Raw genomic sequence first — 22,937 nt, forward strand, 5'->3', positions numbered from 1 at the left:
CTGCGGGCGTTCGTCGTGGCAAAACAACCGTACGTCCCGCTATGGATTTTCCAGCGGCGTTGCTGCCTTATAGTCGTAACGTCTAGGAGACACTCAATGCGTCATATAGCCAAGGGATTCAGCCTCATCGAATTGTTAGTCACTGTGTCCCTGGTGGGCATCCTGGCGGCTATCGCTATCCCGAATTTCACCAGCTCCATCCAGAGCAACAAGGCCGATACCGAACTCAGCGATTTGCAGCGGGCGCTCAACTATGCGCGACTCGAGGCGATAAACAGGGGAGTGGCGGTGCGTATAGCGCCGACCAGCGGGACGGCGTGGACCAACGAATTGCAGGTGTATCTGGTTTCCGATACTCAGACGACGCCCACTGCGCTGCGAAAAATAGCGGCCATGAGCAGCGGCGCCACGCTGGTGGCCGATAACAATGCCACGGCAATTGATTTCAACAACCTGGGCGCGCTCATCGCCCCGGCTGCGGCGGTGACCATGACCTACACCCGAGGCACCATTAGCAAAACCATAAAGGTCTGTCTGACCGGCCGGATCACCCTGGGTGGAGGCTGCTGATGGCCGGTGAAACCCGACATCGCCAGATCGGTATGACTCTGATCGAGGTACTGGTCTCGGTATTGATTCTGGCCATCGGCCTGCTGGGCGCGGCGGCCATTCAGCTCAACGCGCTCAAGTACACCGACAGCGCGACCATGAGCAGTCAGGCCAGCTTCATTGCTTACGACATGATGGATCGTATCCGCGCCAATGTTGATGGTAATGCCAGTGCCAATGGGTCGACCAACGTGCTGGCGACTTATGCGTTGGCGAATCTGGATGCGGCGCCAGCGGCCAATCCGAACGATGCCAGAGCGCAGGATCTGTCTGATTTCAGAAGCAACATCATCAACTTTGCAGGCTCGAGCGGTACCGGCAGCATTGATATCACCGGGGCTCCGGAGGTGACCATTAACATCGGCTGGAGCGACACAAGGGCTGCGGGATCGAGCAATCAGGCAACCGGAAACACGAACGGCAGCCCGACCAACCGGAATTTTACGCTGACCTCGCGGATCGGGGTCAACCCATGAGAAAGCTTTCCAGAGGCTTCGGCCTGGTCGAAATCATGGTGGCGCTGGTCCTGGGGCTGGTGGTCAGCCTGGGTATCGTGCAGATATTCACGGCTGCCAGAGGCACCTACCAGAGCCAGAATGCCGCAGCGCGGATGCAGGAGGATGCGCGTTTCCTGCTGAGCAAACTGATTCAGGAAATCAGGATGACCGGCATGTATGGCTGCCTGAGCTTCAAAAACTACACGCCTGTATCTCCTGCTATCCCGTGGCCGATCGCACTGGATACTCCAATTCTCTGGGATAATCCGAGCAGGACGCTGACGCTGGTGACTGCCGACGTAGGGACCACAGGCAGTACGCCCACCTGGACCATCGTTTCAGACTGTCAGTCCAAGACGCAGCTTTACGCCAGTACTCGTGCGCCGGCTACGGGGGAGACGGCCTTTCCGTTGCGGCAGTTGGTCTACACGCTCAGCGGAACAGACTTGACCATAAAATATGGCACGGACGGCACTCCGCAGCCGCTGTTGCAGAACGTCGCGGACTTCAGTGTTTCTTTCGGCATGACGGGTAACCCGATGTCCTATACCACGGCTGTTACCAAGGCCAACGCCGACGCTGTGCGCAGTGTGCGTATCAGCCTGACGCTGCAGGATGGGCAGAACGGCATCGTCAAGTCTCAACAGTACAATGTTGTCGCTTACTTGCGTAATCGCTTTTGAACGGGCCGGGCATGAACAGGATCGTGCGATTCAAATCGATACAGGCTTTCCCTGCACGGCAGGGCGGTATGGTGTTGCTGGTCAGTCTGGTGTTTCTGCTGCTGCTCACTCTGCTGGGTATCTCTTCCATGCAGAACGCCACGCTGCAGGAAAAGATGGCGGGCAGCGTCACCCTGCGCAATCAATCCTTCCAGAAGGCCGAAGCGGCATTAAGGCTGGGAGAGTCTTCGATCAAGATGACTGGCTTTACCATGGCCAAGTGTACAACTGCATCTTGTGCACCGCCTGCGGAATCCACTTCTTTGACGACGGCTGGGGTAGGAGCATCCGGGGTTAATTGGATCGCTGCGGCAGGCGGTTTCTACGGTATACAGAATCTGGGGACCACTGCGACACCTGTGAATCGGCCACCGATCTGTACCGGAACAGTAACGCTCTATCGCGTGACATCAGTCGCTATTCAAGGCACGTCGCGCACGGTGCTGGAGAGTATTTATGCCAATTGCTGAGAAACTCCGTCGCAGCCTGAAGTATCTCGGCGGTGCGCTTTTGGCTTTTTATGCCCTTACGCCCGTGTATGCGTTTACGCCAGCACAAGTACCTTTGCTCAGTGCGTCGGCCGTGCCGCCTAACCTGATGCTGCTGGTGGATAACTCCGGGAGTATGTACAACATCATCTGGGCAGCCGGCTTTGATCCGACGGTGACCAATCGTCCGTCGATTATCTATGCGCAGCCAGGGTCATGCGGTTTTCTTAACTGCAGAGGCGTTTCCATTCAGGGCGACGATACGCTTTCGCTGGACTCTGCCGGGCCCTACACGTGCAGAAGCGATTACACCTACGTTGCGCGTGACAACGTGGGTTACTGCCTGAAGTTGCCCGATCCGGCCGGCAACGAGAGCACCACACGCTACACTGCAGATTACCTCTCTTATCTGGTTGACCTGACGCGGGCCGCCAACACCACTACCAAAGACTTCACCGTCAACAACATCATTCCCAACGATTACCGTATCAACGTCGCGCGCAACGTTTCATTGAAGCTGGTTGAAAACAACAAATCCCTGAGAATCGGTCTGGCCGGGTTCAATCCTCCGACCAACGCTGACCCCGGGCGTGGAGGGAAGATTTCCAGACCTGTTGCAGACCTGTCCCCTGTTGCCAGTAACCCTTACAACAACGGCGGTGTCAGCCAGCGTGATGCAAACGACAATGTTACCGCCCTCAATACGGCCATCAATGCACTGCGAGGCGACTCCAATACGCCGTTGGCTGAAACGTACTATGAGATAACCCGCTACTTTCGGGGCATGACTCCGTTTTACGGCTATAACGGTGCACCGGAAACCTACACCAGCCCAATACAGTACCGCTGCCAGAAAAACTTTGGCGTGGTGATTACTGACGGCTTGCCGACGTACGATCGAACGTTCCCGAGCAACGATCCGGAGGATGTACTCAATACCTCCCGCTCGCTGCCCAATTGGGACTTGAATGCGGCCAATGACGGGGCCAATCTTAATGGTGATGGTGAGGGCGATACGCTTTATCTGGACGACCTCGCCAAGTTCGCCTATGACATCGACATGCGAAGAGCGAGCAGTACACCTGCCACTGACCTGACCAAGAAAAGTTGGGATACAGACGGCTTCTCTCAACAGAACATGACTACCTACACCATTGGTTTCACAGCCGCCAACCAGATGCTGATAGACGCTGCCGACAATAATCACGGGCACGGCAAGTATTTCCAGACCAATGACAGTGCCGGTTTGAACAACGCCTTGAACCTCGCATTGAGCGATATCTATGCCAAGGCCGGTTCGGGCGGCGGTGGCGTGGCAAACTCGTCCACCCTTCAGGCGGGCAGCCGCTTCTATCAGACGCTTTATGACCCGACGGACTGGCATGGCACGATCAAGGCTTACAATCTGGACGCTACGACAGGAGCGCTGAGCGCCCCTGTCTGGACCACTGATACCACGATCACCAGCAGCACCAAGGCGCCTGTTTTCGAGTCATGGAGCACAGCGGCGACACCGACGAAAATCACCCTGGATTTTCTGAATTTTACGCAGGCGCAACGCGATGCCTTTACCGCTACGCTGCCGACCGGAGTGACCGGCGCGGAGGTTATTGCCTGGGCCAAAGGCACGGCCAATGCCAAGCTTCGTACTCGTGCCACACTCTTGGGCGATATCGTCAATTCATCATTGGGGGCCGGGCTGCCGACAGAGAAGACGGCGTCTGATTTGCTCGGCGACACCACTTACACGACGTACCTTTCTGCCAAGTCCAGCAACATGAGTTCCAGTCTGCTGGCCAACGCCAACGATGGCTTCTTCAACGTGATCGACGCCAGCTCCGGTGCGCGTAAATACGCGTATATGCCGTCTACGTCTCTGAGTTCATTGGCGACCATTTCATCCTCTTCCTACGGTTCCGGCGTTCACCGTTTTACGGTGGATGGTCAGATTGCAGTCTTCGATACGCAGGCATCCGCAGGGAGTGTATGGCGCACGGTGGCGTATTCCGGGCTGGGCGCTGGCGGCAAGGCTTTTTTTGCGATCAAGCTTTTCGAAGGTTCGGCAGACAGCATCGGGGCATTGTGGGAGGTCAAGGCTCCCGACACTTCAGACACCAACAACAAGTTCAACAACCTTGGATACACCTACTCCAAGCCGGATGTAGCGCGTATGGCCGATGGCACCGGGATCGTTGTCGTTGGCAACGGTTACGGCAGTTTTACCGGGAGGGCGTCCCTGTATGTACTCAACGCCAATACCGGACAGTTCATTGCTGAAATTCCGACTCCGGTCACTGGCAGCGAAACGGATAACGGGTTGTCTTCGGTGAAACTTCGGGTCAATTCGCAGAATGTCGTTCAAGCAGCCTATGCGGGCGATCTCAAGGGCCGCCTGTGGAAGTTCGACATGAGCGGGGCCGCAGCATCCAGCTGGAAAGTCGCTTTCAATGGCTCACCCCTGTTCACTGCACCTCAAGGAGCCAGTCAGTCGATTACCGTTCAGCCCTTGTTGCTGGACCATCCACTCAACGGCAAGATCGTGTATTTCGGCACCGGGAAATTCAGCGAAACCGCGGACAAGCAGACCAGCTCGTTGCAGGATTTCTATGCCATCTGGGATGGCGACAACGGTTCAGGCAACATCGTTGAGGCCAATCTGCAGCCTCAGGCCATTAACGGGACGGTAGTCGGAAGTGGCAATACGTATTACACCACGACTTCCAATGATGTGGATTGGGGCACCAAGAAAGGCTGGTACCTGCCGTTGGCAACCACGGCCCCTTATGTCGGCGAGCGGATTATCTATCCGGCACAAACCTCTCGCGGTCGTATCATCTTCACCACGGCAGCCGTCAACTCTACCGACCCCTGCGAAAGCACCGGGACCGGGCGCTTGTTCGAGCTGAACGCCGCGACCGGCAGCATGCTTAATTACCAGGTACTGGACACCAACAATGACGGCGATATCAACTCTTCGGATTTGATCATTGGCGGTCTCGGTATCGGTACTGGTATCCCGGTAGTGGCTTCTATCGTTGCCGGTACCAATGGGGCCAACGATAACAAGTACGTGATTGACTCCAGCGGCGGCACGCCCACCAAGATTAATGAGAAGGGCGGCAGTGCGAACGTCTTCCAGCGCATCATGTGGCGACAAATCCAATAGGGAAACTAGACATGCGAGCGACATCCAGGGGCTTTACGTTGATCGAACTCATGATCGTCGTGGCGATTGTCGGTATTCTGGCGGCCATCGCGTATCCCAGCTACACCGAATATGTGAAGCGTACCCAGCGGTCGGCGATTGCCAGTCTGCTGTCCGAGCAGACCCAGGCGCTGGAGCGGTTTTACTCACGAGCGACCCCCCAGCCCACTTACATGGGGGCCAACGTGAGCTTAGGTAATACGTACTACAAGATAACGCCGACCCTCACTGCCACCGACTTCACCCTGACAGCTGACCCTCTCGCTGGCACGCTGATGGCTGGCGACAAGTGCGGCAGTTTCGTGATCACTAACACCGGAGCGCGTACCAACACGGGCGCAACCAGCGGCGTCACTGTCAAAGACTGCTGGGGCCGCTAAATCGTTTTCTTGTCACGAGACCAAGATGTCCAAGCAGAAAGTAGTCATCGTAGGCGGTGGCGTCATAGGTCTGTTGACCGCCTTCAATCTGGCGTCCGAGCAGGCCAGCGTCGTGCTGCTGGATCGTTCGGGCGCTGGCCAGGAATCTTCCTGGGCGGGCGGCGGGATTGTTTCGCCGCTTTACCCGTGGCGCTACAGCCCTGCGGTCACCGCGCTGGCGCATTGGTCGCAGGACTTCTACCCGTACCTCGCCGAGCGTTTGTTGGCTCAGACCGGTATCGACCCTGAAGTGCACAAGACCGGCCTGTACTGGCTCGATCTTGATGACGAGCAGTCTGCGCTTGAATGGGCTGCCCGCGAAAAGCGTTCGTTGAACCGCGTGGATATCTCGGCGGTAAATGATGCCGTGCCGGTGCTGGGTGAGGGCTATTCGCGGGCGATCTACATGGCCGATGTGGCCAACGTACGTAATCCCCGTCTGGTCAAATCGCTCAAGGCCGCCTTGCTGGCATTGCCCAATGTCGAGATTCGCGAGCACTGTGAAGTCAGCGGCTTTACCCGTGAAGGCAGCAGGATTTCGGGTGTGCAGACACCAGCAGGGGATATCACCGGTGATCGGGTGATTCTGGCGGCGGGTGCATGGAGCGGCGAGTTGCTCAAGACCCTAGGTCTGGAGTTGCCGGTCGAGCCGGTAAAAGGCCAGATGATTCTCTACAAGTGTGCATCGGACTTTCTGTCGAGCATGGTGCTGGCGAAAGGGCGCTACGCGATCCCGCGTCGTGACGGGCATATCCTGATCGGCAGCACCCTGGAGCATGAAGGGTTCGACAAAACCACCACGCAGGCCGCATTGGAAAGTTTGAAGGCGTCGGCCGTCGAATTGCTTCCGCCATTGGCCCATGCCGAGCCGGTCGCCCAATGGGCAGGCCTGCGCCCTGGCTCGCCCGAAGGCATCCCCTTTATCGGACCTTTGGAAGGTTTTGACGGCCTGTGGCTCAACTGCGGGCATTACCGCAACGGCCTGGTGCTGGCTCCGGCGTCCTGCCAGTTGATCACTGACCTGCTGCTGGAGCGCGAGCCGATCATCGATCCGGCACCCTACGCGCCGACTGGTCGCCTCGCAGGCTAGTCATCCTGTCGGTCACGCGGAGCGTGGGGCGCGACGATGTTCTCGCGCGCACCTATCGTTCCGCACGCTCCAGCGCGGGAACGCCTTTCATGACGCTCTGCGTCACACGTTTTTCGCCGCGCAACGCATTCAATCCAGGCCCAGTTTCTTCAGGCGATAGCGCAGTGACCTGAACGACAAGCTGAGCCTTTCTGCTGCAGCGGTGCGGTTCCAGCGGGTTTCTTCCAGTGCCTGCAGGATGAGCTGGCGTTCGATGCTTTCCAGGTAGTCTTCAAGGTTGTCGATGTCGGCCAGGCTCGGCCCGTCGCTCTCCTGAGGGCTGGCGGACTCTGTCAGGCGCAGGTCGCTGGCGTGGATTTCATCGTTCTCGCACAGCGTGTAGGCGCGCTCCAGCATGTTTTCCAGTTCGCGCACGTTACCGGGGAAGCGGTAGCTCTTCAGCGTTTCCAGCGCCTGCGCGTTCAGGCGCGCGACGGGTTGTGTGCCGTTCCCGGCAAGGCGCTTGAGCACGCTGGCTGCCAGTTGGTCGATATCCTCACGCCGCTCGCGCAACGAGGGCACGCGCACTTCGATCACGTTCAATCGGTAATACAGATCCTGACGGAACCGACCGGCCGCGACCTCCGCATTCAGATTCTTGTGGGTGGCGCACAGAATGCGCACGTCGACGATCTGCTCTTGCTGGCCGCCGACGCTGCGAATGGATTTTTCCTGGATGGCGCGCAGCAGTTTGACCTGCATGGCCAGCGGCAGGTCGGCGACCTCATCGAGAAACAGCGTGCCGGTGTGCGCCGCCTGAAACAGACCGGGCTTGTCTTCGTGGGCACCGCTGAAGCTGCCTTTGCGATGGCCGAAGAATTCGCTCTCCATCAGTTCGGAAGGGATGGCACCGCAATTCACTGGTATGAAAGGTTTGTCGATGCGTGGGCCCTGCTCGTGGATCAGACGCGCTACAAGCTCCTTGCCGCTGCCCGACTCGCCGCTGATGTAGATCGGCGCCTGGCTGCGGGCCAGCTTGCCGATCTGATTGCGCAAGGTACGCATTGCCAGCGAGTCGCCCAGCAGGCGATTGTCGATGCTTCGCGTGGGTGGTGCGCCGGGCAGGCTCAGCGCGCTATTGACCAGCTCGCGCAACCTGCCGAGGTCGACCGGCTTGGTCACAAAGTCGAAAGCCCCGGCCTTCAGCGCGTTGATCGCGGTATCCACATTGCCGTGGGCAGTGATCATCGCCACCGGCACGTGGGGGTAGCCGTGCTGTATGTGTTGCACCAGCTCAAGGCCATTACCATCAGGCAGACGCATGTCGGTCAGGCACATGTCGAACGGCTCGCGGGCCAGCCAGTCGTGGGCTTCGGCAACGTTGCGGGCGCTGCGCGTGTCGAGTTTCATGCGTCCCAGCGTGATCTCCAGGAGTTCGCGAATATCCGGCTCATCATCGACTATCAGGATTTTTTGCCGTTGGCTCATGCTCAGCTCGTCTTGAACGGGTGGGCGAAGGTAATGCGCAGGCAACTGCCACCCGTGGGGCGGGGCGCATATTCCAGGTGCGCCTGATTGCTTTCGCACAGTTCACGTGACAGATATAGACCAAGGCCGGTGCCTTTGCTCTCTGTGGTGAAAAACGGTTCGAACATCTTGCTCAGGTGTTGCTCGCTGACCCCCGGCCCGTCGTCCAGCACTTCCAGCGTAGGCAACTCGCTTCTCGGGTCATTGTGCAGTTTCAGCCAGACCTGTGCCGACGGATGATTTTTGCCGCTGTAGCGCAGGCCGTTCTGCACCAGGTTGTTCATGATCTGCGTCAGTTGTCCAGAATCCATGCGGGTTGTCAGCGTGCCGGGGCTGATGTCGATATGAATCGACTGATTGAGCGCAGCGGAACTGCGAAATTCAGCGACAAAGTGTTCCAGCCAGGTTTTCAGATCGAGCAGTTCGGGTTGCGCTTCGCGTCTGCGCGACAATTGCAGGACATTTTCGATGACCCGGTCAATGCGTCCCGACTGCTCATGAATGATCTGCCCCAGGCGTCGATCCGCTGTACTGAGCTCTTCCGATTCATTAAGCAGTTGAGCCGCATGACTGACGGCGCCCAGCGGGTTGCGTATCTCATGGGCAATCCCGGCGGTCAGGCGTCCCAGTGCGGCGAGCTTGAGCTGCTGCGCCTGATGGGCGATCTGCGACAGGTCTTCGAGAAAAACCAGCGTCTGACGCTGATCGCCACGGTTGAGCGTGGCAAAACTCGGTTGCAGCACCAGCCCGACGGGGGCGGTGGTGATACTGCGCGGCACCATGATTGGATTGACGAGCCACTGGCGCAGGCGTTCGACCAGTTGTGGCGAGCAGGTGTCGATGATCTGGCCGACCAGTTGCTCCTGACCCAGCAGGTGTAAGGCACCCTGATTGGCCAGCAGCACCTGGTGATTGGCATCCAGCACCAGAATGCCGGTACGCATGCGTTGCAGAATGAGTGCGTTGAGTGCTTCGAGGCTGTCGACATCCGCCGCGCGCTGTTCGGCCAGTACCTCGCTGACCTGCATGCGCGCTGTCAGCGCCTGCACCAGCAGGGCGGCGGCGAAGCACAAGGCGCCCAGCGAGCCAGCCTGCACGTAGTCGTTGGAAACCGAGGGTGTGCCGAAGCTGATGTAGAACGTCAGGTAGATGATGCCGATGGCCGAAACCGCAGCGATCAACAAGCCGATACGGCCGCGCAGCAACACGTTGCTGATCGCCACCGAGGCAATCAACAGGTTGCCGATACCGCTGGAAGGCCCGCCGGCTGCGTAGAACAGCGCGGAGAGCATGATCGCGTCGGTCATCGCCAGGCCGAAAAACTGTGCCTGACGGCTGGGGCGTTCCAGCAGCACGACGACCAGAATGTTGAACACCAGATACAACCAGCAGCCCGAGCGGAACAGGTTCGGGTTGGCCAGTTGCAGCAGCTCGGTTTCCAGGCTGCTGGAAATCAACAGGACCAGTACGATGCCGATGGTCAGTCGATAGAGGTGGTACAGCCGCAGAATCCGCTGTGCCTGCGGGCTGACAAGGGACGGTGAGTCAGCGGTCACGTGCCGCGGGGCCTTGCAGCCGGTGTGCCTCGCTGCAATACCATTGCTGTGCCTGGCTCAGCGCACGATCCTGTGGCAGATGAACGCCACATTGCGCGCATCGCACCATGGGTGTCGACGCCAGTTCAGGCGGCTCGGCGCGGGGTTTGGGCTTGGGCGGATTGATCAGACGCTTGACGAACCAGACCACCGCCGCGATCAACGCGACCCACATAAGTAAGCGAATCATGACTACCAGCTTAGTGATTGACGATGGCGCAGTGTAGCCAAGCCGCGAGCGGGCGCACAGTGGCAAAATTGATGCACAAAAAAAGAGGCCCGAAGGCCTCTTTTTTCATGCGCTCAGGATCAGTCGAACAGACCCAGGGTCATGTAGCTGAACCACGAACGGCTCTTGGTGCCTTTCGCTTCGGCGTCTTTTTCCGCCTGCTCGTCCAGCTCGGCCTGATTCTCCGGCAGCAGCTCTTTCGGAATGGAGTCCTTGGCGTCCTGGTACTGCTTCTTCATGTCCTGATCGGCGCGGGTCTGGCCCGGTGGCAGCGGTGCGCTACCGTCGATCAGGCCAAGGGTCGCTTTCGACAGCCATGAGCGGTTATCGGCTTCTGCTTCACGCGGGGTGAATTTGCCGTCAGCCAGTTGCGGGTGGTTCGGGTAGTTGGTCTTCAGCACTTCCAGACTGGTGGCAGCCAGGTCGTCAAGGTGCAGACGCTGATAAGACTCGACCATCACTGCCAGACCGTCGCCGACCGAAGGCGTCTCCTGGAAGTTTTCCACTACGTAGCGGCCGCGGTTGGCGGCGGCGACATAGGCCTGACGGGTCAGGTAGTAGTCGGCTACGTGGATTTCGTAGGACGCCAGCAGGTTGCGCAGGTAAATCATGCGCTGCTTGGCGTCAGGCGCATAGCGACTGTTCGGAAAGCGGCTGGTCAACTGGGCGAACTCGTTGAACGAGTCGCGGGCAGCACCCGGGTCACGCTTGGTCTGGTCCAGCGGCAGGAAGCGCGCCAGAAGGCCCACGTCCTGGTCGAAGGAGGTCAGGCCCTTCATGTAATACGCGTAGTCGACGTTCGGGTGCTGCGGATGCAGGCGGATGAAACGCTCGGCAGCGGATTTGGCTGCTTCGGGTTCACCATTTTTGTAGTTCGAGTAGATCAACTCGAGCTGAGCCTGATCGGCGTAGCGACCGAACGGATAGCGAGATTCCAGCGCCTTGAGCTTCTCAGTGGCACTGTTATAGCTGTTATTTCCCAGGTCGGCCTGCGCCTGCTGGTACAGCTCGACTTCGCTGAGGTTTTCGTCGATGACTTCCTTCGACGAACAGGCCGCAGTCAATGCGAGGATGGCGATCAGCAGCAGGTGTTTCACTTGCATGGCGGCTTGCGTCCCTATAACGGCCTGCTGTCTTGGGCGGGGCCGTCCTGTTATGATGAGCGCCCCGCGATACCGGCGGGACAAAAGACGCCGTATTTAACCACAAGCGCGCTGCCGAAACCAAAGGCTAGCCGCCACCTAGTCTGGTCATGTCCGAAAATATAGAACTTCGCGCAGAGGTGCCGTCCGAATTGGGCGGTCAACGCCTCGATCAAGTCGCCGCACAATTATTCGCTGAGCACTCGCGCTCGCGCCTTTCCGCCTGGATCAAGGACGGCCGCCTGACTGTGGACGGAGGCGTTCTGCGCCCTCGCGACATCGTGCACGGTGGCGCTGTTCTCGAGCTGATTGCCGAGCAGGAGGCCCAGGGTGAATGGGTCGCTCAGGACATCGAGCTCGACATCATCTATGAAGACGACCAGATCCTCGTCATCAACAAGCCCGCCGGGCTGGTGGTGCATCCGGCTGCCGGTCATGCCGATGGCACGCTGCTCAACGCCTTGCTGCACCACGTGCCGGACATCATCAATGTTCCGCGTGCCGGCATCGTGCACCGTCTGGACAAGGACACCACCGGTCTGATGGTGGTCGCCAAGACCATTCAGGCGCAGACACAGCTGGTTACCCAGTTGCAGAGTCGCAGCGTCAGTCGTATCTACGAGTGCATCGTGATTGGCGTGGTGACCGCAGGCGGCAAGATCGACGCGCCGATCGGCCGTCACGGCCAGCAGCGCCAGCGCATGGCGGTGATGGAAGGCGGCAAGCAGGCGGTCAGTCATTACCGCGTGCTGGAGCGCTTCCGCTCGCACACCCATGTACGGGTCAAGCTGGAAACCGGGCGTACTCACCAGATTCGCGTACATATGGCGCATATCAACTATCCGTTGGTCGGCGACCCGGCCTATGGCGGTCGTTTCCGTATTCCGCCAGCGGCCAGCCTGTCCATGGTCGATTCGCTCAAGACCTTCCCGCGGCAGGCGTTGCATGCCCGCTTCCTGGAGCTGGATCATCCGACCACCGGTAAGCGCATGAGCTGGGAATCGCCGTTGCCGGACGATTTCGTCTGGTTGCTGTCCTTGCTCAAGCAGGATCGCGAGGCGTTCATCGGGTGAATGACTGGCTGATACCTGACTGGCCTGCGCCAGCACAGATCAAGTCCTGCGTTACCACTCGCTCGGGTGGGGTCAGCCTGGCCCCATTCGACAGCTTCAATCTGGGCGATCACGTCGATGACAGCCCGCAGGCCGTTGCGACCAATCGCCAGCGCCTGACCGCCAGTCTCAATGCTCGGCCCGCCTGGTTGAAGCAGGTGCACGGCGTAGACGTCGTACCTGCCGATCCATCCCGCGTCGTTGAAGCCGATGCCAGCTGGACGAGCACGCATGGCGTGGCCTGCACCATCATGACCGCCGATTGCCTGCCCGCGCTGTTCTGCCGTCGTGACGGCTCGCGGGTAGCAGCAGCGCACGCCGGCTGGCGTGGACTGGCGGCCGGGGTGCTGGAAGCGACGGCCAACAGCCTGCAAAGTGCTCCCGAAGACATCATGGTCTGGCTGGGACCGTCTATCGGTCAGCCGTCGTTCGAAGTGGGTCCCGAGGTGCGCGAGGCCTTTACCGCAAGCCACCCGCAGACAGCCGCTGCGTTTGTCGCCAGTTCGAATCCTGATCGTTTCATGGCCGACATCTACGCGCTCGCCCGGTTACGACTGGCAGCCCAAGGTATCTCTGCCGTGTACGGCGGCGGGCTGGATACCTTCACCGATCCGCGCTTCTTTTCCTACCGCCGTGCCGCGAGTACTGGCCGTTTCGCCTCGCTGATCTGGATCGAACACGCCTGATTGCCGGGCTGTTTTGCACAAGCCAGCTAGGCTTGCCTGAGCACTCGTCTGATCTGTATCAACCCCGGCCCGCTTGAAACGCGCAGAATCGTCCGCATCTAACTGGCTATTCAGCAGGTTTTCTTTATAGGTGTGTTCATTGCTCCGGCCTGCATTAAAGGAAGGTGACAAATGCGTATCGACAGATTGACCAGTAAATTACAGTTAGCGTTATCCGATTCCCAGTCGCTGGCCGTTGGCCTCGACCATCCCGCCATCGAACCTGCGCACTTGATGCAGGCGCTGCTTGAGCAGCAGGGCGGTTCCATCAAGCCTCTGCTGTTGCAGGTAGGCTTCGACATCAACAGCCTGCGCAAGGAACTGAGTGCAGAGCTGGACCGCCTGCCAAAAATCCAGAACCCGACCGGCGACGTCAACATGTCGCAGGATCTGGCGCGCCTGCTCAACCAGGCCGATCGTCTGGCGCAGCAGAAAGGCGACCAGTTCATTTCCAGCGAGTTGGTGCTGCTCGCGGCAATGGACGAGAACAGCAAGCTCGGCAAGTTGTTGCTGGGGCAGGGCGTCAGCAAGAAGGCCCTGGAAAATGCCATCAACAACCTGCGCGGCGAAGGTGCCGTGAATGACCCGAACGTCGAAGAGTCGCGTCAGGCGCTGGACAAGTACACCGTCGACCTGACCAAGCGTGCCGAAGAGGGCAAGCTCGACCCGGTGATCGGACGTGATGACGAGATTCGTCGCACCATTCAGGTCCTGCAGCGCCGCACCAAGAACAACCCGGTGCTGATCGGCGAACCTGGCGTGGGCAAGACCGCCATTGCCGAGGGCCTGGCGCAGCGCATCATCAATGGCGAAGTACCCGATGGCCTGCGCGGCAAGCGCTTGCTGTCGCTGGACATGGGCGCGTTGATTGCTGGTGCCAAGTACCGTGGCGAGTTCGAAGAGCGCCTCAAATCGCTGCTCAACGAACTGTCCAAGCAGGAAGGCCAGATCATTCTGTTCATCGACGAGTTGCACACCATGGTTGGTGCCGGCAAGGGCGAAGGCTCGATGGACGCTGGCAACATGCTCAAACCTGCGCTAGCGCGTGGCGAGCTGCATTGTGTCGGCGCCACCACGCTCAACGAGTACCGCCAATATATAGAGAAGGATGCGGCGCTGGAGCGTCGATTCCAAAAAGTCCTGGTCGACGAGCCAAGCGAAGAAGACACCATCGCGATCCTGCGTGGCCTCAAAGAGCGCTACGAAGTGCACCACAAGGTCGCCATCACCGACGGCGCGATCATCGCAGCGGCCAAGCTGAGCCATCGCTATATCACCGACCGCCAGTTGCCGGACAAGGCCATCGACCTGATCGATGAAGCGGCCAGCCGCATTCGCATGGAGATCGACTCCAAGCCTGAAGTGCTCGACCGCCTTGAGCGTCGCCTGATCCAGCTGAAAGTAGAGGCTCAGGCCCTCAAGAAGGAAAAGGACGAGGCGGCGATCAAGCGCCTGGAAAAACTCCAGGGCGAAATCGAGCGTCTTGAGCTTGAGTACGCGGATCTTGAAGAAATCTGGACTTCGGAAAAAGCCGAGGTCACCGGCTCGGCACAGATCCAGCAGAAAATCGAACAGTCTCGTCAGGAGCTGGAAGCTGCGCGCCGCCGGGGCGATCTGAACCGCATGGCCGAGTTGCAGTACGGGATCATTCCCGACCTGGAGCGCAGCCTGCAAATGGTCGACCAGCACGGCAAGCCGGAAAACCAGTTGCTGCGCAGCAAGGTGACCGAGGAAGAAATCGCCGAAGTGGTGTCGAAGTGGACCGGTATCCCGGTGTCGAAGATGCTCGAAGGCGAGCGCGAGAAACTGTTGCGCATGGAAACCCTGCTGCACAACCGGGTGATCGGCCAGGAAGAAGCGGTGGTCGCGGTCTCCAATGCCGTGCGTCGTTCGCGTGCCGGGCTTTCCGACCCTAATCGTCCGAGCGGATCGTTCATGTTCCTCGGCCCGACCGGCGTGGGCAAGACCGAGCTGTGCAAGGCGCTGGCCGAGTTCCTGTTCGACACCGAAGAGGCGATGGTGCGTATCGACATGTCCGAGTTCATGGAGAAACATTCCGTGGCTCGTTTGATCGGTGCGCCGCCAGGCTACGTTGGTTACGAAGAGGGCGGCTACCTGACCGAAGCCGTGCGTCGCAAACCGTATTCGCTGATTCTGCTCGACGAGGTCGAGAAGGCGCATTCCGATGTATTCAACATCCTCTTGCAGGTGCTTGAAGACGGACGCCTGACTGACAGCCACGGGCGCACGGTGGACTTCCGTAATACCGTGATCGTCATGACCTCCAACCTGGGCTCGGCGCAGATCCAGGAACTGGTCGGTGATCGTGAGGCGCAGCGTGCTGCGGTGATGGACGCAGTCGGTACGCACTTCCGTCCGGAGTTCGTTAACCGGATCGATGAAGTAGTGATCTTCGAACCGCTGGCGCGTGATCAGATCGCCGGTATCACCGACATCCAGCTGGGTCGCCTGCGCAAGCGTCTGGCCGAGCGCGAGCTGTCGATGACCCTGAGCCCCGAGGCGCTGGACAAGCTGATCGCCGTTGGTTACGACCCGGTCTATGGCGCACGGCCGCTGAAGCGGGCGATCCAGCGCTGGATCGAGAACCCGCTGGCGCAGATGATCCTCTCGGGCAGCTTCATGCCCGGCACGACCATCACCGGCAAGGTGGTCGACGACGAGATCACGTTTGTCTGACTGCGCTCGTCAACGCTCTATAGAAGGCCCTCGAACCGAGGGCCTTTTTTTGAGGCGCGGTCAGCAGTAGAATCAGGCCCGAGAGGCGATCTGAAAAAAAATCGCAAATCATTGTCTTAAAAAGCAATTTATAGGGTTGACAGGTGTTTTTAAAATTGTAGAATAGCGCGCCTCAGAGACGTGAACGCAACGATACAAACGAAGCGCAAAGGTCGATGAGATTGAAATCAACGAGTTAACAGCAAGCTGATTTCAAGGCGACAGGTTGTAAAGTTGAATCTGAAATCGATAGTTCCGCGATAGCTCAGTTGGTAGAGCAAGTGACTGTTAATCACTGGGTCCCTGGTTCGAGTCCAGGTCGTGGAGCCAGATTTCGCAAGGTTCAATGCAGTTTCAGTCGGGGTATAGCGCAGTCCGGTAGCGCGCCTGCTTTGGGAGCAGGATGTCAGGAGTTCGAATCCCCTTACCCCGACCATATTTGGGTCGTTAGCTCAGTTGGTAGAGCAGTTGGCTTTTAACCAATTGGTCGTAGGTTCGAATCCCACACGACCCACCATTTTTGGTCAGTTTGTATCTGGCTGGATCTTAGGGAGTGACGCCACAAGCGTCACCCAAATAGAAAACGCCTCCTCGGAGGTGTTTTTTAGCATCATCGGGGTATAGCGCAGTCCGGTAGCGCGCCTGCTTTGGGAGCAGGATGTCAGGAGTTCGAATCCCCTTACCCCGACCATTTTCGCCCAGCTGTATCAGGGTTGAAGATCAGGACTCAAGAACAGTCGTTTTGAGTCCAACAGAAAAGGCGTCCTTCGGGACGCCTTTTTTGTTGGGTGCATTTTCAGGTGAGATCGCGCTCAGCCGCTGCCTGATGCGACTCTGGTATCAGCAAGCTGCGATGTAAAACCGGAGCGCCCCGTACCGAGCGAATGCTTGTGTACGGGGCCTCACGCATGACATCGGGTACTGGAGTCAGCGTGCTCGCAACTGACAGGCCGCTGCCTGCCTTACTGACTGGCCCGCGTCGGCACTTTGTGACCCAGGCGTATCAGTTCGTTGGAGAAACACAAACCAGCGATGATCAGGGCCGCTCCCAGATAAAGGCTTTCGCGCGGTACCTCATTGAGGGCTACAAATGCCAGCAGTGCCGCAAACAGCGGTTCGGTGAGTTCAAGCGCTTGCACTTGGGATGGCTTGAGGTACTCAATGGCCTTGGTCGTGCAGAAAAAGCCTAGGATGGTCGGCAGGGCGGCCAGCGCCAGCAGTGCGGCGATGGCCATTGATGACAGCTCGCCAATCACGAAACCATCGGCGGTGGCAGGCATCAGCAGGTACAGGCTGCCGAAGAAGAGCAGTTGACGAGTGAAATGCAGGCCTCCCGAAACGCCCATTTTTTTCATGGCAACTGAAAACGCTCCGTAGCCACAGCCTGCGATCGAGGCCAGCGCTGCACCTTCCAGAGTGAAGCCCTGTTGCAAATCAGCGCCGAAGATCACTGCAATCCCTGAGATGGCAAGTGCGGCACCCACGGTTGCGTTTGCAGTGATGGCATCCTTCAGTAACAGGCGCCCCAGAATGATCGACGAGATTGAGGCACTGGCCATGAGTACGACGACGACACCCGCCGCAGCGTAATGCCGGTAGGCGGATGTTTCGAAATGGAACAGCACGAAAATGCCAAGGAACGCGCAGATCGCTGCCTGGCTCCATTTGGCGGCTGATGTCGGACGCTTGAGGAAAAGCAGCACGATCGAGAGCAGGATGCACCCCAGTATCGTTTTGATGACGGCAACGCTGCTGGAAGTGAAGCCATTGCTCATGAGTACCTTGCTGAGCACACCAATGGTTGCGTTCAGTGCAGCGGCGGAGAGCGCAAAGATAACGCCCTTGCTGAAATTGGATGGCATTGATGACGTTCCCTGTCGCTGGTTTGTCGTTTGAGAGGACTGAAGCGATTGCGGGTGGCCTGCAGATCCACGCTGGCCTTGGCAATCATCGTTAATGTTCGACGAGTTCGATGAACCAGGTCAAGGCCTGAAAAGTTGTCAAATACGGCAGCAACCCATAAAGCAGGTAATCCTCAACGCCTGACACGAGCGTCGAAAGCAGTGCGAGCAGACTTTGGCACACGGCCACTGAAAGCAGGTCCCGCTTGCTGGGGCTGCGAATCAGCCGATTGACCCAGCAGATACTTCAGGCTTGCCGGTATGCCGATCGGCAGAATTGCCAGTGGTCACAGCCAGTGCGTGGACTCACCCGGGTAAATCGCAAGGCTGCGCCGGAAAGTTGATATTGTTTCGCCATCTTAATCGTCCGGGTTCAGTTGTGATGTATGTTACAGAGACCGTATTCCCTGGGTTTACATCATAAGCGAGCATGATATATTAATACGATAGTGTGTCTAAAGGTGGATAAATTAAATTTAATTATTATTTCTCGATCAGTGAATGTACGCTCATTTAAATATTGCCAGAGGGCGATCATGAGCATGTGTCCGTCGAGACGCCACAGGGTTTAATTCAATAGACTGCCCGCTAATATGAGTGACTGCCATGAGTGATATTCTAAACAAAATAAAACATTATAAACTTCAAGAGATAGAAACGGCGAAAGCGAACTTGCCACTAAGCCGCATCAAGCAGCTTGCCTTTGAACAACCCAGCCCACGCGGTTTTTATAAAGCACTGAAAGCAAAAGAGCAGCAGGGCCTGATAGGCTTAATTGCAGAAATAAAGAAAGCCAGTCCATCAAAAGGCCTGATTCGCGAAGACTTCAACCCGCCCGAGCTGGCGAAGGCTTATGAAACCGGTGGGGCCGCCTGTTTATCCGTTCTGACCGACACGCCAAGCTTCCAGGGCTCGCCGCAGTTTCTCATCGATGCGCGAAACGCTTGCGCCCTTCCTGTGTTACGAAAAGACTTCATGTTCGATACGTATCAGGTGTATGAGGCACGTGCCTGGGGCGCGGACTGCATATTGTTGATCATGGCCTCATTGAGTGATGACCTGGCTGCCGAACTTGAAAGTGCGGCCATGACGTTGGGGATGGACGTCCTGGTGGAAGTGCATGACGAACATGAAATGGAGCGTGCGCTCAAACTGTCTTCTCCGCTGCTCGGCGTCAATAATCGCAACCTGCATACCTTCGAAGTAGACCTCGGCACAAGCGAGCGACTGGCATCCATGGTGCCCGCAGGCAAACTGCTGGTCGGTGAAAGTGGCATCGGCAACCATGACGATTGCCTGCGACTCAAAAAATCCGGCATTACTACCTTTCTGGTCGGCGAAAGCCTGATGCGCAAAGAGGATGTTGTAGCGGCGACAAGAACACTGCTGACCGGCAGCGCTGACTGACGCGTAGGAAACTCCCGGCTCAGAGGGGCGGTTATGCGCTCCTCTGATGCAGCCTGCGGAGAGTGTCCAACTTGATCTGGATACTGTTAATTAGATGTCGACGCCTTGGAAAACTCTGGATGAGTCTATTGGCGGTGTTTAATTGAAAGATAAGCAGGACTCATGAACGATACCTGCTCATCGCAGCCACTTCCGCTTGAGGGCGGCTGAGCGTGTCGTCATCAAGGGTGATAAGCCCCATCGCGCCTCCAATCAAAGTGCTGTTCCGCACCGTCTATCCGGGTCGATTGCTCAGCTGTGGTCGAACTCTTGTTGAACTCCGGCCAGACTCGACCCACTCCGAAATGGCCCCTTTTCAGCTTTTCCGGAGGGGGGTAAAAAGACACCACGATATGCGATTTGCGCCTCAGGGCAGCCATCGGATACGGGCTTTTTATCGGCGCCAACCGATACATTGCGATCCACCCCAAACCCCGCCTCGGCGGGGTTTTTTATTGGGCGAAATACAAGGAGACCCGTGCAAATGTTGAAAGACTACCGATGCGGACAGTGCAAGAAGCTGCTGGCTCGCATGGGTGACTACACAGAACTCCAAATCAAGTGCTCCCGCTGCGGGACGCTGAATCATGTGAAGGCCGTGAGCCTTGAGTTATCGCCTTTGAGCGAAAGAGGTACAGCAGCGTCGCTGCTGCCTCCCAAAGCTATTTAAAGGTATCAATTATGTCCACTAGCAGCTCTGCTGTAAGCCAGCTCAAAAATAGTCCTCTAGCAGGTAACATCAACTACGCACCCACTGTCTGGTCCCGCGCTGATGCGCTGAAGGTCAATGAAAATGACCCGACCACCACGCAGCCACTGGTCAGTGCCGACTTCCCGGTCATGAGTGATACGGTATTCATCTGGGACACCATGCCGCTGCGCGAGCTGGATGGCACGGTGGTTTCGGTCAACGGCTGGTCGGTCATCCTGACCCTCACGGCTGACCGTCATCCCAATGATCCGCAATACCTCGACGCCAATGGCCGCTATGACATCAAGCGTGACTGGGAAGATCGTCATGGCCGCGCACGCATGTGCTACTGGTACTCGCGTACCGGCAAGGACTGGATCTTTGGTGGTCGTGTAATGGCCGAGGGGGTATCGCCCACCACGCGAGAGTGGGCGGGCACCCCGATATTGTTGAATGACAAAGGCGATATTGATCTTTATTACACCTGCGTCACGCCCGGCGCAGCGATCGCCAAAGTACGTGGTCGTATTGTGACGTCCGATCAGGGCGTGGAGTTGAAAGACTTTACCCAGGTCAAAAAACTGTTCGAGGCCGACGGCACCTACTATCAAACCGAAGCGCAGAACTCGAGCTGGAACTTTCGCGACCCCAGCCCGTTCATTGACCCCCGTGACGGCAAGTTGTACATGGTGTTTGAAGGCAACGTCGCCGGTGAACGGGGCTCGCACACAGTAGGGAGTGTCGAGCTGGGTCCTGTGCCACCAGGTCATGAAGAGGTGGGCGGGGCCAGATTTCAGGTAGGTTGTATCGGTCTGGCGGTCGCAAAAGATCTCAGTGGTGAAGAGTGGGAGATACTTCCGCCTTTGGTGACAGCCGTCGGCGTGAATGATCAGACCGAGCGCCCGCACTACGTCTTTCAAGACGGTAAGTATTACTTGTTCACCATCAGTCACAAGTTTACGTATGCCGATGGCGTTACAGGGCCAGACGGTGTCTACGGTTTTGTCGGCGAACATTTGTTCGGTCCGTACCGGCCAATGAACGCTTCCGGCCTGGTGCTCGGCAATCCGCCCGAGCAGCCTTTCCAGACGTATTCCCACTGCGTCATGCCGAACGGTCTGGTGACTTCATTCATCGACAGCGTACCCACCGAAGGTGAGGATTATCGTATCGGCGGCACCGAAGCGCCCACGGTGAGAATCCTGTTGAAGGGGGATCGCTCGTTCGTGCAGGAAGAATATGACTACGGTTACATTCCTGCGATGAAAGACGTGCAACTGAGCTGACACGCCGTCCGCGTACGATGCCTGAAGAGCGCCTGTGCGAGCAGGCGTTCTTTTCAGACGTTCAGACCAGCAGCTTGCTCATCGCGATGATTTGCTCGGCCATGGTTACCTACCAGCGTCTTGGAAGGTGTCGTACTCGTTAATGAATAGGTATTTCAAAATGCCCATGCATGGACAGCGTATTTCGTTTCCTCAGAACCCTACACAAAGGAGAAACCGCAGTGGCGACCGCGACTAAAAATCTCAAGGCGACTTGGGTCGCAACCGTTACGAATCTTGACTGGCCGTCAGTCTCGTCTTTGGCCATCACTGATGAGGCCGCACGTGTCAGTGCACAGAAAGAAGAGTTGACCGGCATTCTTGATGACATTGCGGCAATGAAAATGAATGCGGTTATATTCCAGGTTGTTCCCTGCGCAGATGCATTCTACGCATCAGACCTGCTTCCATGGTCGAAATACCTGACGGGGACGCTCGGGAAAAATCCCGGCTTCGACCCACTGGCTTATGCTGTTGAGCAGGCGCACGCTCGTCATATTGAGCTGCACGCATGGGTGAACCCGTACCGCGTATCAATGAACACCAGTGATGCCACAATAGAAGAGCTGAATAACTCATCCTCTGACTCGCCGGCCAGTGTGTTTAAACGGCATCCTGAATGGACATGCACTTCAGCGAAGCGCTTTGTTCTCGATCCCGGCATACCTGAAGTTCAGGCGTGGGTGAGTAGCATTGTTGAAGAAATTGTCACTCAATACGATGTGGATGCCATTCAGTTCGACGATTACTTTTATTATGAATCCGCCGATTCCCTGCTCAATGATGATGCTACCTACCAGACCTACAATACGACCTTTACCACAAAGGCCGACTGGCGACGGAATAACACTTACTCGCTGGTTGAGGCATGTCATAAAAAAATAGCCGCAGTTAACACAGATGTCTTGTTTGGCGTTAGCCCGGCAGGCGTCTGGCGGAATAAATCTGACGACCCGCTGGGGTCTGATACGCAGGCCGGTGCGCCTAATTACGATTTCGCGTATGCAGACACGCGGAAATGGGTCATTGACGGCATCATTGATTATATCGCCCCACAGGTCTACTGGCCGTTTGCCCGGGAGGTTGCCCGCTATGACGTCATCACACAGTGGTGGGCGGATACCGTCAGGGGTACCGGCACAGCGTTATATATTGGTATGGCTCTGTATAAAGTGGGAACGGCATCAGCAGCCGAGCCCGACTGGACGGTTGAGGGAGGCGTGCCTGAAATGACCCGTCAGCTTGACCTGAATGATTCTCTGACTGAGGTATCCGGGTGCATGTTTTTTCGACATATGTTTCTGCGGGCCTCACAGACTCAGCAGGTGGTTGACTACCTGAAGCGTCGCTGGGCCGACGTCTAATATATTTATTGTTTGGGGGGCACGTAACAGAAAGTGCACTTAAGCCCCGTGCAAGTCCGTAAACCCTCGTGCAGCCAGGCTACTTGCAGGAGCGACCTGGCGTGAAGTAACTGCTGATCTGCGCCCATTTCTCAC

At 57.6% G+C, this 22,937-nt stretch carries 19 protein-coding genes and 4 tRNA genes; 18 read left to right on the forward strand and 5 right to left on the reverse strand.

Going from position 1 to position 22,937, the window contains the following annotated elements; translation table 11 throughout:
• Positions 1 to 96 precede the first annotated feature (96 nt).
• From GE543_RS21485 to thiO, 7 genes are read left to right on the forward strand one after another with little or no spacing between them, the layout of a single operon-like run.
• Complete coding sequence (locus GE543_RS21485; RefSeq protein WP_002551984.1) at positions 97 to 570, forward strand: GspH/FimT family pseudopilin; 474 nt, start codon at positions 97 to 99, stop codon at positions 568 to 570.
• Positions 570 to 1,085 (forward strand): type IV pilus modification protein PilV, encoded by a 516-nt coding sequence (pilV, locus tag GE543_RS21490; RefSeq protein ID WP_003408438.1) that lies wholly within the window; start codon positions 570 to 572, stop codon positions 1,083 to 1,085. Before GE543_RS21485 ends, pilV begins: the two co-directional genes overlap by 1 nt.
• Positions 1,082 to 1,789, forward strand: a complete 708-nt coding sequence (locus GE543_RS21495) for a PilW family protein (RefSeq protein ID WP_046235438.1) — start codon at positions 1,082 to 1,084, stop codon at positions 1,787 to 1,789. The genes pilV and GE543_RS21495 overlap by 4 nt, the downstream gene beginning before the upstream one ends.
• 11 nt (positions 1,790 to 1,800) lie before the next feature.
• Complete coding sequence (locus GE543_RS21500) at positions 1,801 to 2,298, forward strand: PilX N-terminal domain-containing pilus assembly protein (RefSeq protein WP_024641657.1); 498 nt, start codon at positions 1,801 to 1,803, stop codon at positions 2,296 to 2,298.
• Positions 2,285 to 5,482, forward strand: a complete 3,198-nt coding sequence (locus GE543_RS21505) for a pilus assembly protein (RefSeq protein WP_046235439.1) — start codon at positions 2,285 to 2,287, stop codon at positions 5,480 to 5,482. Before GE543_RS21500 ends, GE543_RS21505 begins: the two co-directional genes overlap by 14 nt.
• Before the next feature lie 11 nt (positions 5,483 to 5,493).
• On the forward strand, positions 5,494 to 5,901 hold the full coding sequence (locus GE543_RS21510; protein ID WP_046235440.1) for a type IV pilin protein: 408 nt from the start codon (positions 5,494 to 5,496) through the stop codon (positions 5,899 to 5,901).
• Positions 5,902 to 5,926: 25 nt separating this feature from the next.
• Positions 5,927 to 7,030 carry a glycine oxidase ThiO gene (thiO, locus tag GE543_RS21515; RefSeq protein WP_153222329.1) on the forward strand — a complete coding sequence of 368 codons (1,104 nt, stop codon included), beginning with the start codon at positions 5,927 to 5,929 and terminating at the stop codon, positions 7,028 to 7,030.
• 129 nt (positions 7,031 to 7,159) lie between these two features.
• Here the strand turns inward: thiO and GE543_RS21525 are convergent, their stop codons facing one another.
• The 4 genes from GE543_RS21525 to GE543_RS21540 form a co-directional block, all read right to left on the reverse strand.
• Positions 7,160 to 8,497 carry a sigma-54 dependent transcriptional regulator gene (locus tag GE543_RS21525; RefSeq protein WP_153222330.1) on the reverse strand — a complete coding sequence of 446 codons (1,338 nt, stop codon included), beginning with the start codon at positions 8,495 to 8,497 and terminating at the stop codon, positions 7,160 to 7,162.
• Positions 8,498 to 8,499: 2 nt separating this feature from the next.
• Positions 8,500 to 10,092, reverse strand: a complete 1,593-nt coding sequence (locus GE543_RS21530; RefSeq protein WP_371927220.1) for a PAS domain-containing sensor histidine kinase — start codon at positions 10,090 to 10,092, stop codon at positions 8,500 to 8,502.
• Positions 10,082 to 10,321 carry a PP0621 family protein gene (locus tag GE543_RS21535; protein ID WP_011266590.1) on the reverse strand — a complete coding sequence of 80 codons (240 nt, stop codon included), beginning with the start codon at positions 10,319 to 10,321 and terminating at the stop codon, positions 10,082 to 10,084. The genes GE543_RS21530 and GE543_RS21535 overlap by 11 nt, the downstream gene beginning before the upstream one ends.
• A 119-nt stretch (positions 10,322 to 10,440) precedes the next feature.
• A complete protein-coding gene (locus tag GE543_RS21540; protein WP_003371138.1) occupies positions 10,441 to 11,463 on the reverse strand; it encodes an outer membrane protein assembly factor BamD in 1,023 nt (340 codons plus the stop codon).
• A 149-nt stretch (positions 11,464 to 11,612) separates the two neighbouring features.
• Between GE543_RS21540 and rluD the strand changes: the two genes are divergently transcribed.
• The 7 genes from rluD (at position 11,613) to GE543_RS21575 (ending at position 16,766) form a co-directional block, all read left to right on the forward strand.
• The gene (gene rluD / locus GE543_RS21545) at positions 11,613 to 12,575 is read left to right on the forward strand and encodes a 23S rRNA pseudouridine(1911/1915/1917) synthase RluD (RefSeq protein WP_153222331.1); all 963 of its coding nucleotides are present in this window, start codon (positions 11,613 to 11,615) and stop codon (positions 12,573 to 12,575) included.
• Positions 12,572 to 13,300 carry a peptidoglycan editing factor PgeF gene (gene pgeF / locus GE543_RS21550; RefSeq protein ID WP_371927221.1) on the forward strand — a complete coding sequence of 243 codons (729 nt, stop codon included), beginning with the start codon at positions 12,572 to 12,574 and terminating at the stop codon, positions 13,298 to 13,300. Before rluD ends, pgeF begins: the two co-directional genes overlap by 4 nt.
• Positions 13,301 to 13,471: 171 nt before the next feature.
• The gene (clpB, locus tag GE543_RS21555; protein WP_024664665.1) at positions 13,472 to 16,036 is read left to right on the forward strand and encodes an ATP-dependent chaperone ClpB; all 2,565 of its coding nucleotides are present in this window, start codon (positions 13,472 to 13,474) and stop codon (positions 16,034 to 16,036) included.
• Between the two features lie 293 nt (positions 16,037 to 16,329).
• Positions 16,330 to 16,405 (forward strand) — tRNA-Asn (locus GE543_RS21560).
• A gap of 29 nt (positions 16,406 to 16,434) precedes the next feature.
• Positions 16,435 to 16,511, forward strand: a tRNA-Pro gene (locus GE543_RS21565).
• Positions 16,512 to 16,516: 5 nt separating this feature from the next.
• A tRNA-Lys gene (locus tag GE543_RS21570) sits at positions 16,517 to 16,592 on the forward strand.
• A gap of 97 nt (positions 16,593 to 16,689) precedes the next feature.
• Positions 16,690 to 16,766: transfer RNA gene (locus GE543_RS21575), tRNA-Pro, on the forward strand.
• 271 nt (positions 16,767 to 17,037) lie between these two features.
• Here GE543_RS21575 and GE543_RS21580 read toward each other — a convergent pair.
• A complete protein-coding gene (locus GE543_RS21580; protein ID WP_046235445.1) occupies positions 17,038 to 17,937 on the reverse strand; it encodes a DMT family transporter in 900 nt (299 codons plus the stop codon).
• A gap of 645 nt (positions 17,938 to 18,582) precedes the next feature.
• Here GE543_RS21580 and trpC point away from each other — a divergent pair.
• From trpC to GE543_RS21605, 4 genes are all read left to right on the forward strand, one after another.
• Positions 18,583 to 19,383 carry an indole-3-glycerol phosphate synthase TrpC gene (trpC, locus tag GE543_RS21585; RefSeq protein WP_046235446.1) on the forward strand — a complete coding sequence of 267 codons (801 nt, stop codon included), beginning with the start codon at positions 18,583 to 18,585 and terminating at the stop codon, positions 19,381 to 19,383.
• A gap of 523 nt (positions 19,384 to 19,906) precedes the next feature.
• Positions 19,907 to 20,092, forward strand: coding sequence for a Com family DNA-binding transcriptional regulator (locus tag GE543_RS21590; RefSeq protein ID WP_010207371.1), 186 nt, complete (start codon positions 19,907 to 19,909; stop codon positions 20,090 to 20,092).
• Positions 20,093 to 20,103: 11 nt separating this feature from the next.
• Positions 20,104 to 21,399: a glycoside hydrolase family 68 protein gene (locus GE543_RS21595; protein ID WP_004409836.1), complete on the forward strand. Its 1,296-nt coding sequence runs from the start codon at positions 20,104 to 20,106 to the stop codon at positions 21,397 to 21,399.
• A 221-nt stretch (positions 21,400 to 21,620) separates the two neighbouring features.
• The gene (locus GE543_RS21605) at positions 21,621 to 22,802 is read left to right on the forward strand and encodes a glycoside hydrolase family 10 protein (protein ID WP_371927222.1); all 1,182 of its coding nucleotides are present in this window, start codon (positions 21,621 to 21,623) and stop codon (positions 22,800 to 22,802) included.
• Positions 22,803 to 22,937 lie beyond the last annotated feature (135 nt).

This window comes from Pseudomonas sp. SZ57, from assembly GCF_009495975.1.
GTDB classification, from domain to species: Bacteria; Pseudomonadota; Gammaproteobacteria; order Pseudomonadales; family Pseudomonadaceae; genus Aquipseudomonas; species Aquipseudomonas syringae.

What these genes read in the sequence shown, in the direction of transcription:
- GE543_RS21485 (WP_002551984.1), top strand. Translation starts at nt 97, where the DNA reads ATGCGTCATATAGCCAAGGGATTCAGCCTCATCGAATTGTTAGTCACT.
- pilV (WP_003408438.1), top strand. Translation starts at nt 570, where the DNA reads ATGGCCGGTGAAACCCGACATCGCCAGATCGGTATGACTCTGATCGAG.
- GE543_RS21495 (WP_046235438.1), top strand. Translation starts at nt 1,082, where the DNA reads ATGAGAAAGCTTTCCAGAGGCTTCGGCCTGGTCGAAATCATGGTGGCG.
- GE543_RS21500 (WP_024641657.1), top strand. Translation starts at nt 1,801, where the DNA reads ATGAACAGGATCGTGCGATTCAAATCGATACAGGCTTTCCCTGCACGG.
- GE543_RS21505 (WP_046235439.1), top strand. Translation starts at nt 2,285, where the DNA reads ATGCCAATTGCTGAGAAACTCCGTCGCAGCCTGAAGTATCTCGGCGGT.
- GE543_RS21510 (WP_046235440.1), top strand. Translation starts at nt 5,494, where the DNA reads ATGCGAGCGACATCCAGGGGCTTTACGTTGATCGAACTCATGATCGTC.
- thiO (WP_153222329.1), top strand. Translation starts at nt 5,927, where the DNA reads ATGTCCAAGCAGAAAGTAGTCATCGTAGGCGGTGGCGTCATAGGTCTG.
- GE543_RS21525 (WP_153222330.1), bottom strand. Translation starts at nt 8,497, where the DNA reads ATGAGCCAACGGCAAAAAATCCTGATAGTCGATGATGAGCCGGATATT.
- GE543_RS21535 (WP_011266590.1), bottom strand. Translation starts at nt 10,321, where the DNA reads ATGATTCGCTTACTTATGTGGGTCGCGTTGATCGCGGCGGTGGTCTGG.
- GE543_RS21540 (WP_003371138.1), bottom strand. Translation starts at nt 11,463, where the DNA reads ATGCAAGTGAAACACCTGCTGCTGATCGCCATCCTCGCATTGACTGCG.
- rluD (WP_153222331.1), top strand. Translation starts at nt 11,613, where the DNA reads ATGTCCGAAAATATAGAACTTCGCGCAGAGGTGCCGTCCGAATTGGGC.
- clpB (WP_024664665.1), top strand. Translation starts at nt 13,472, where the DNA reads ATGCGTATCGACAGATTGACCAGTAAATTACAGTTAGCGTTATCCGAT.
- GE543_RS21580 (WP_046235445.1), bottom strand. Translation starts at nt 17,937, where the DNA reads ATGCCATCCAATTTCAGCAAGGGCGTTATCTTTGCGCTCTCCGCCGCT.
- trpC (WP_046235446.1), top strand. Translation starts at nt 18,583, where the DNA reads ATGAGTGATATTCTAAACAAAATAAAACATTATAAACTTCAAGAGATA.
- GE543_RS21590 (WP_010207371.1), top strand. Translation starts at nt 19,907, where the DNA reads ATGTTGAAAGACTACCGATGCGGACAGTGCAAGAAGCTGCTGGCTCGC.
- GE543_RS21595 (WP_004409836.1), top strand. Translation starts at nt 20,104, where the DNA reads ATGTCCACTAGCAGCTCTGCTGTAAGCCAGCTCAAAAATAGTCCTCTA.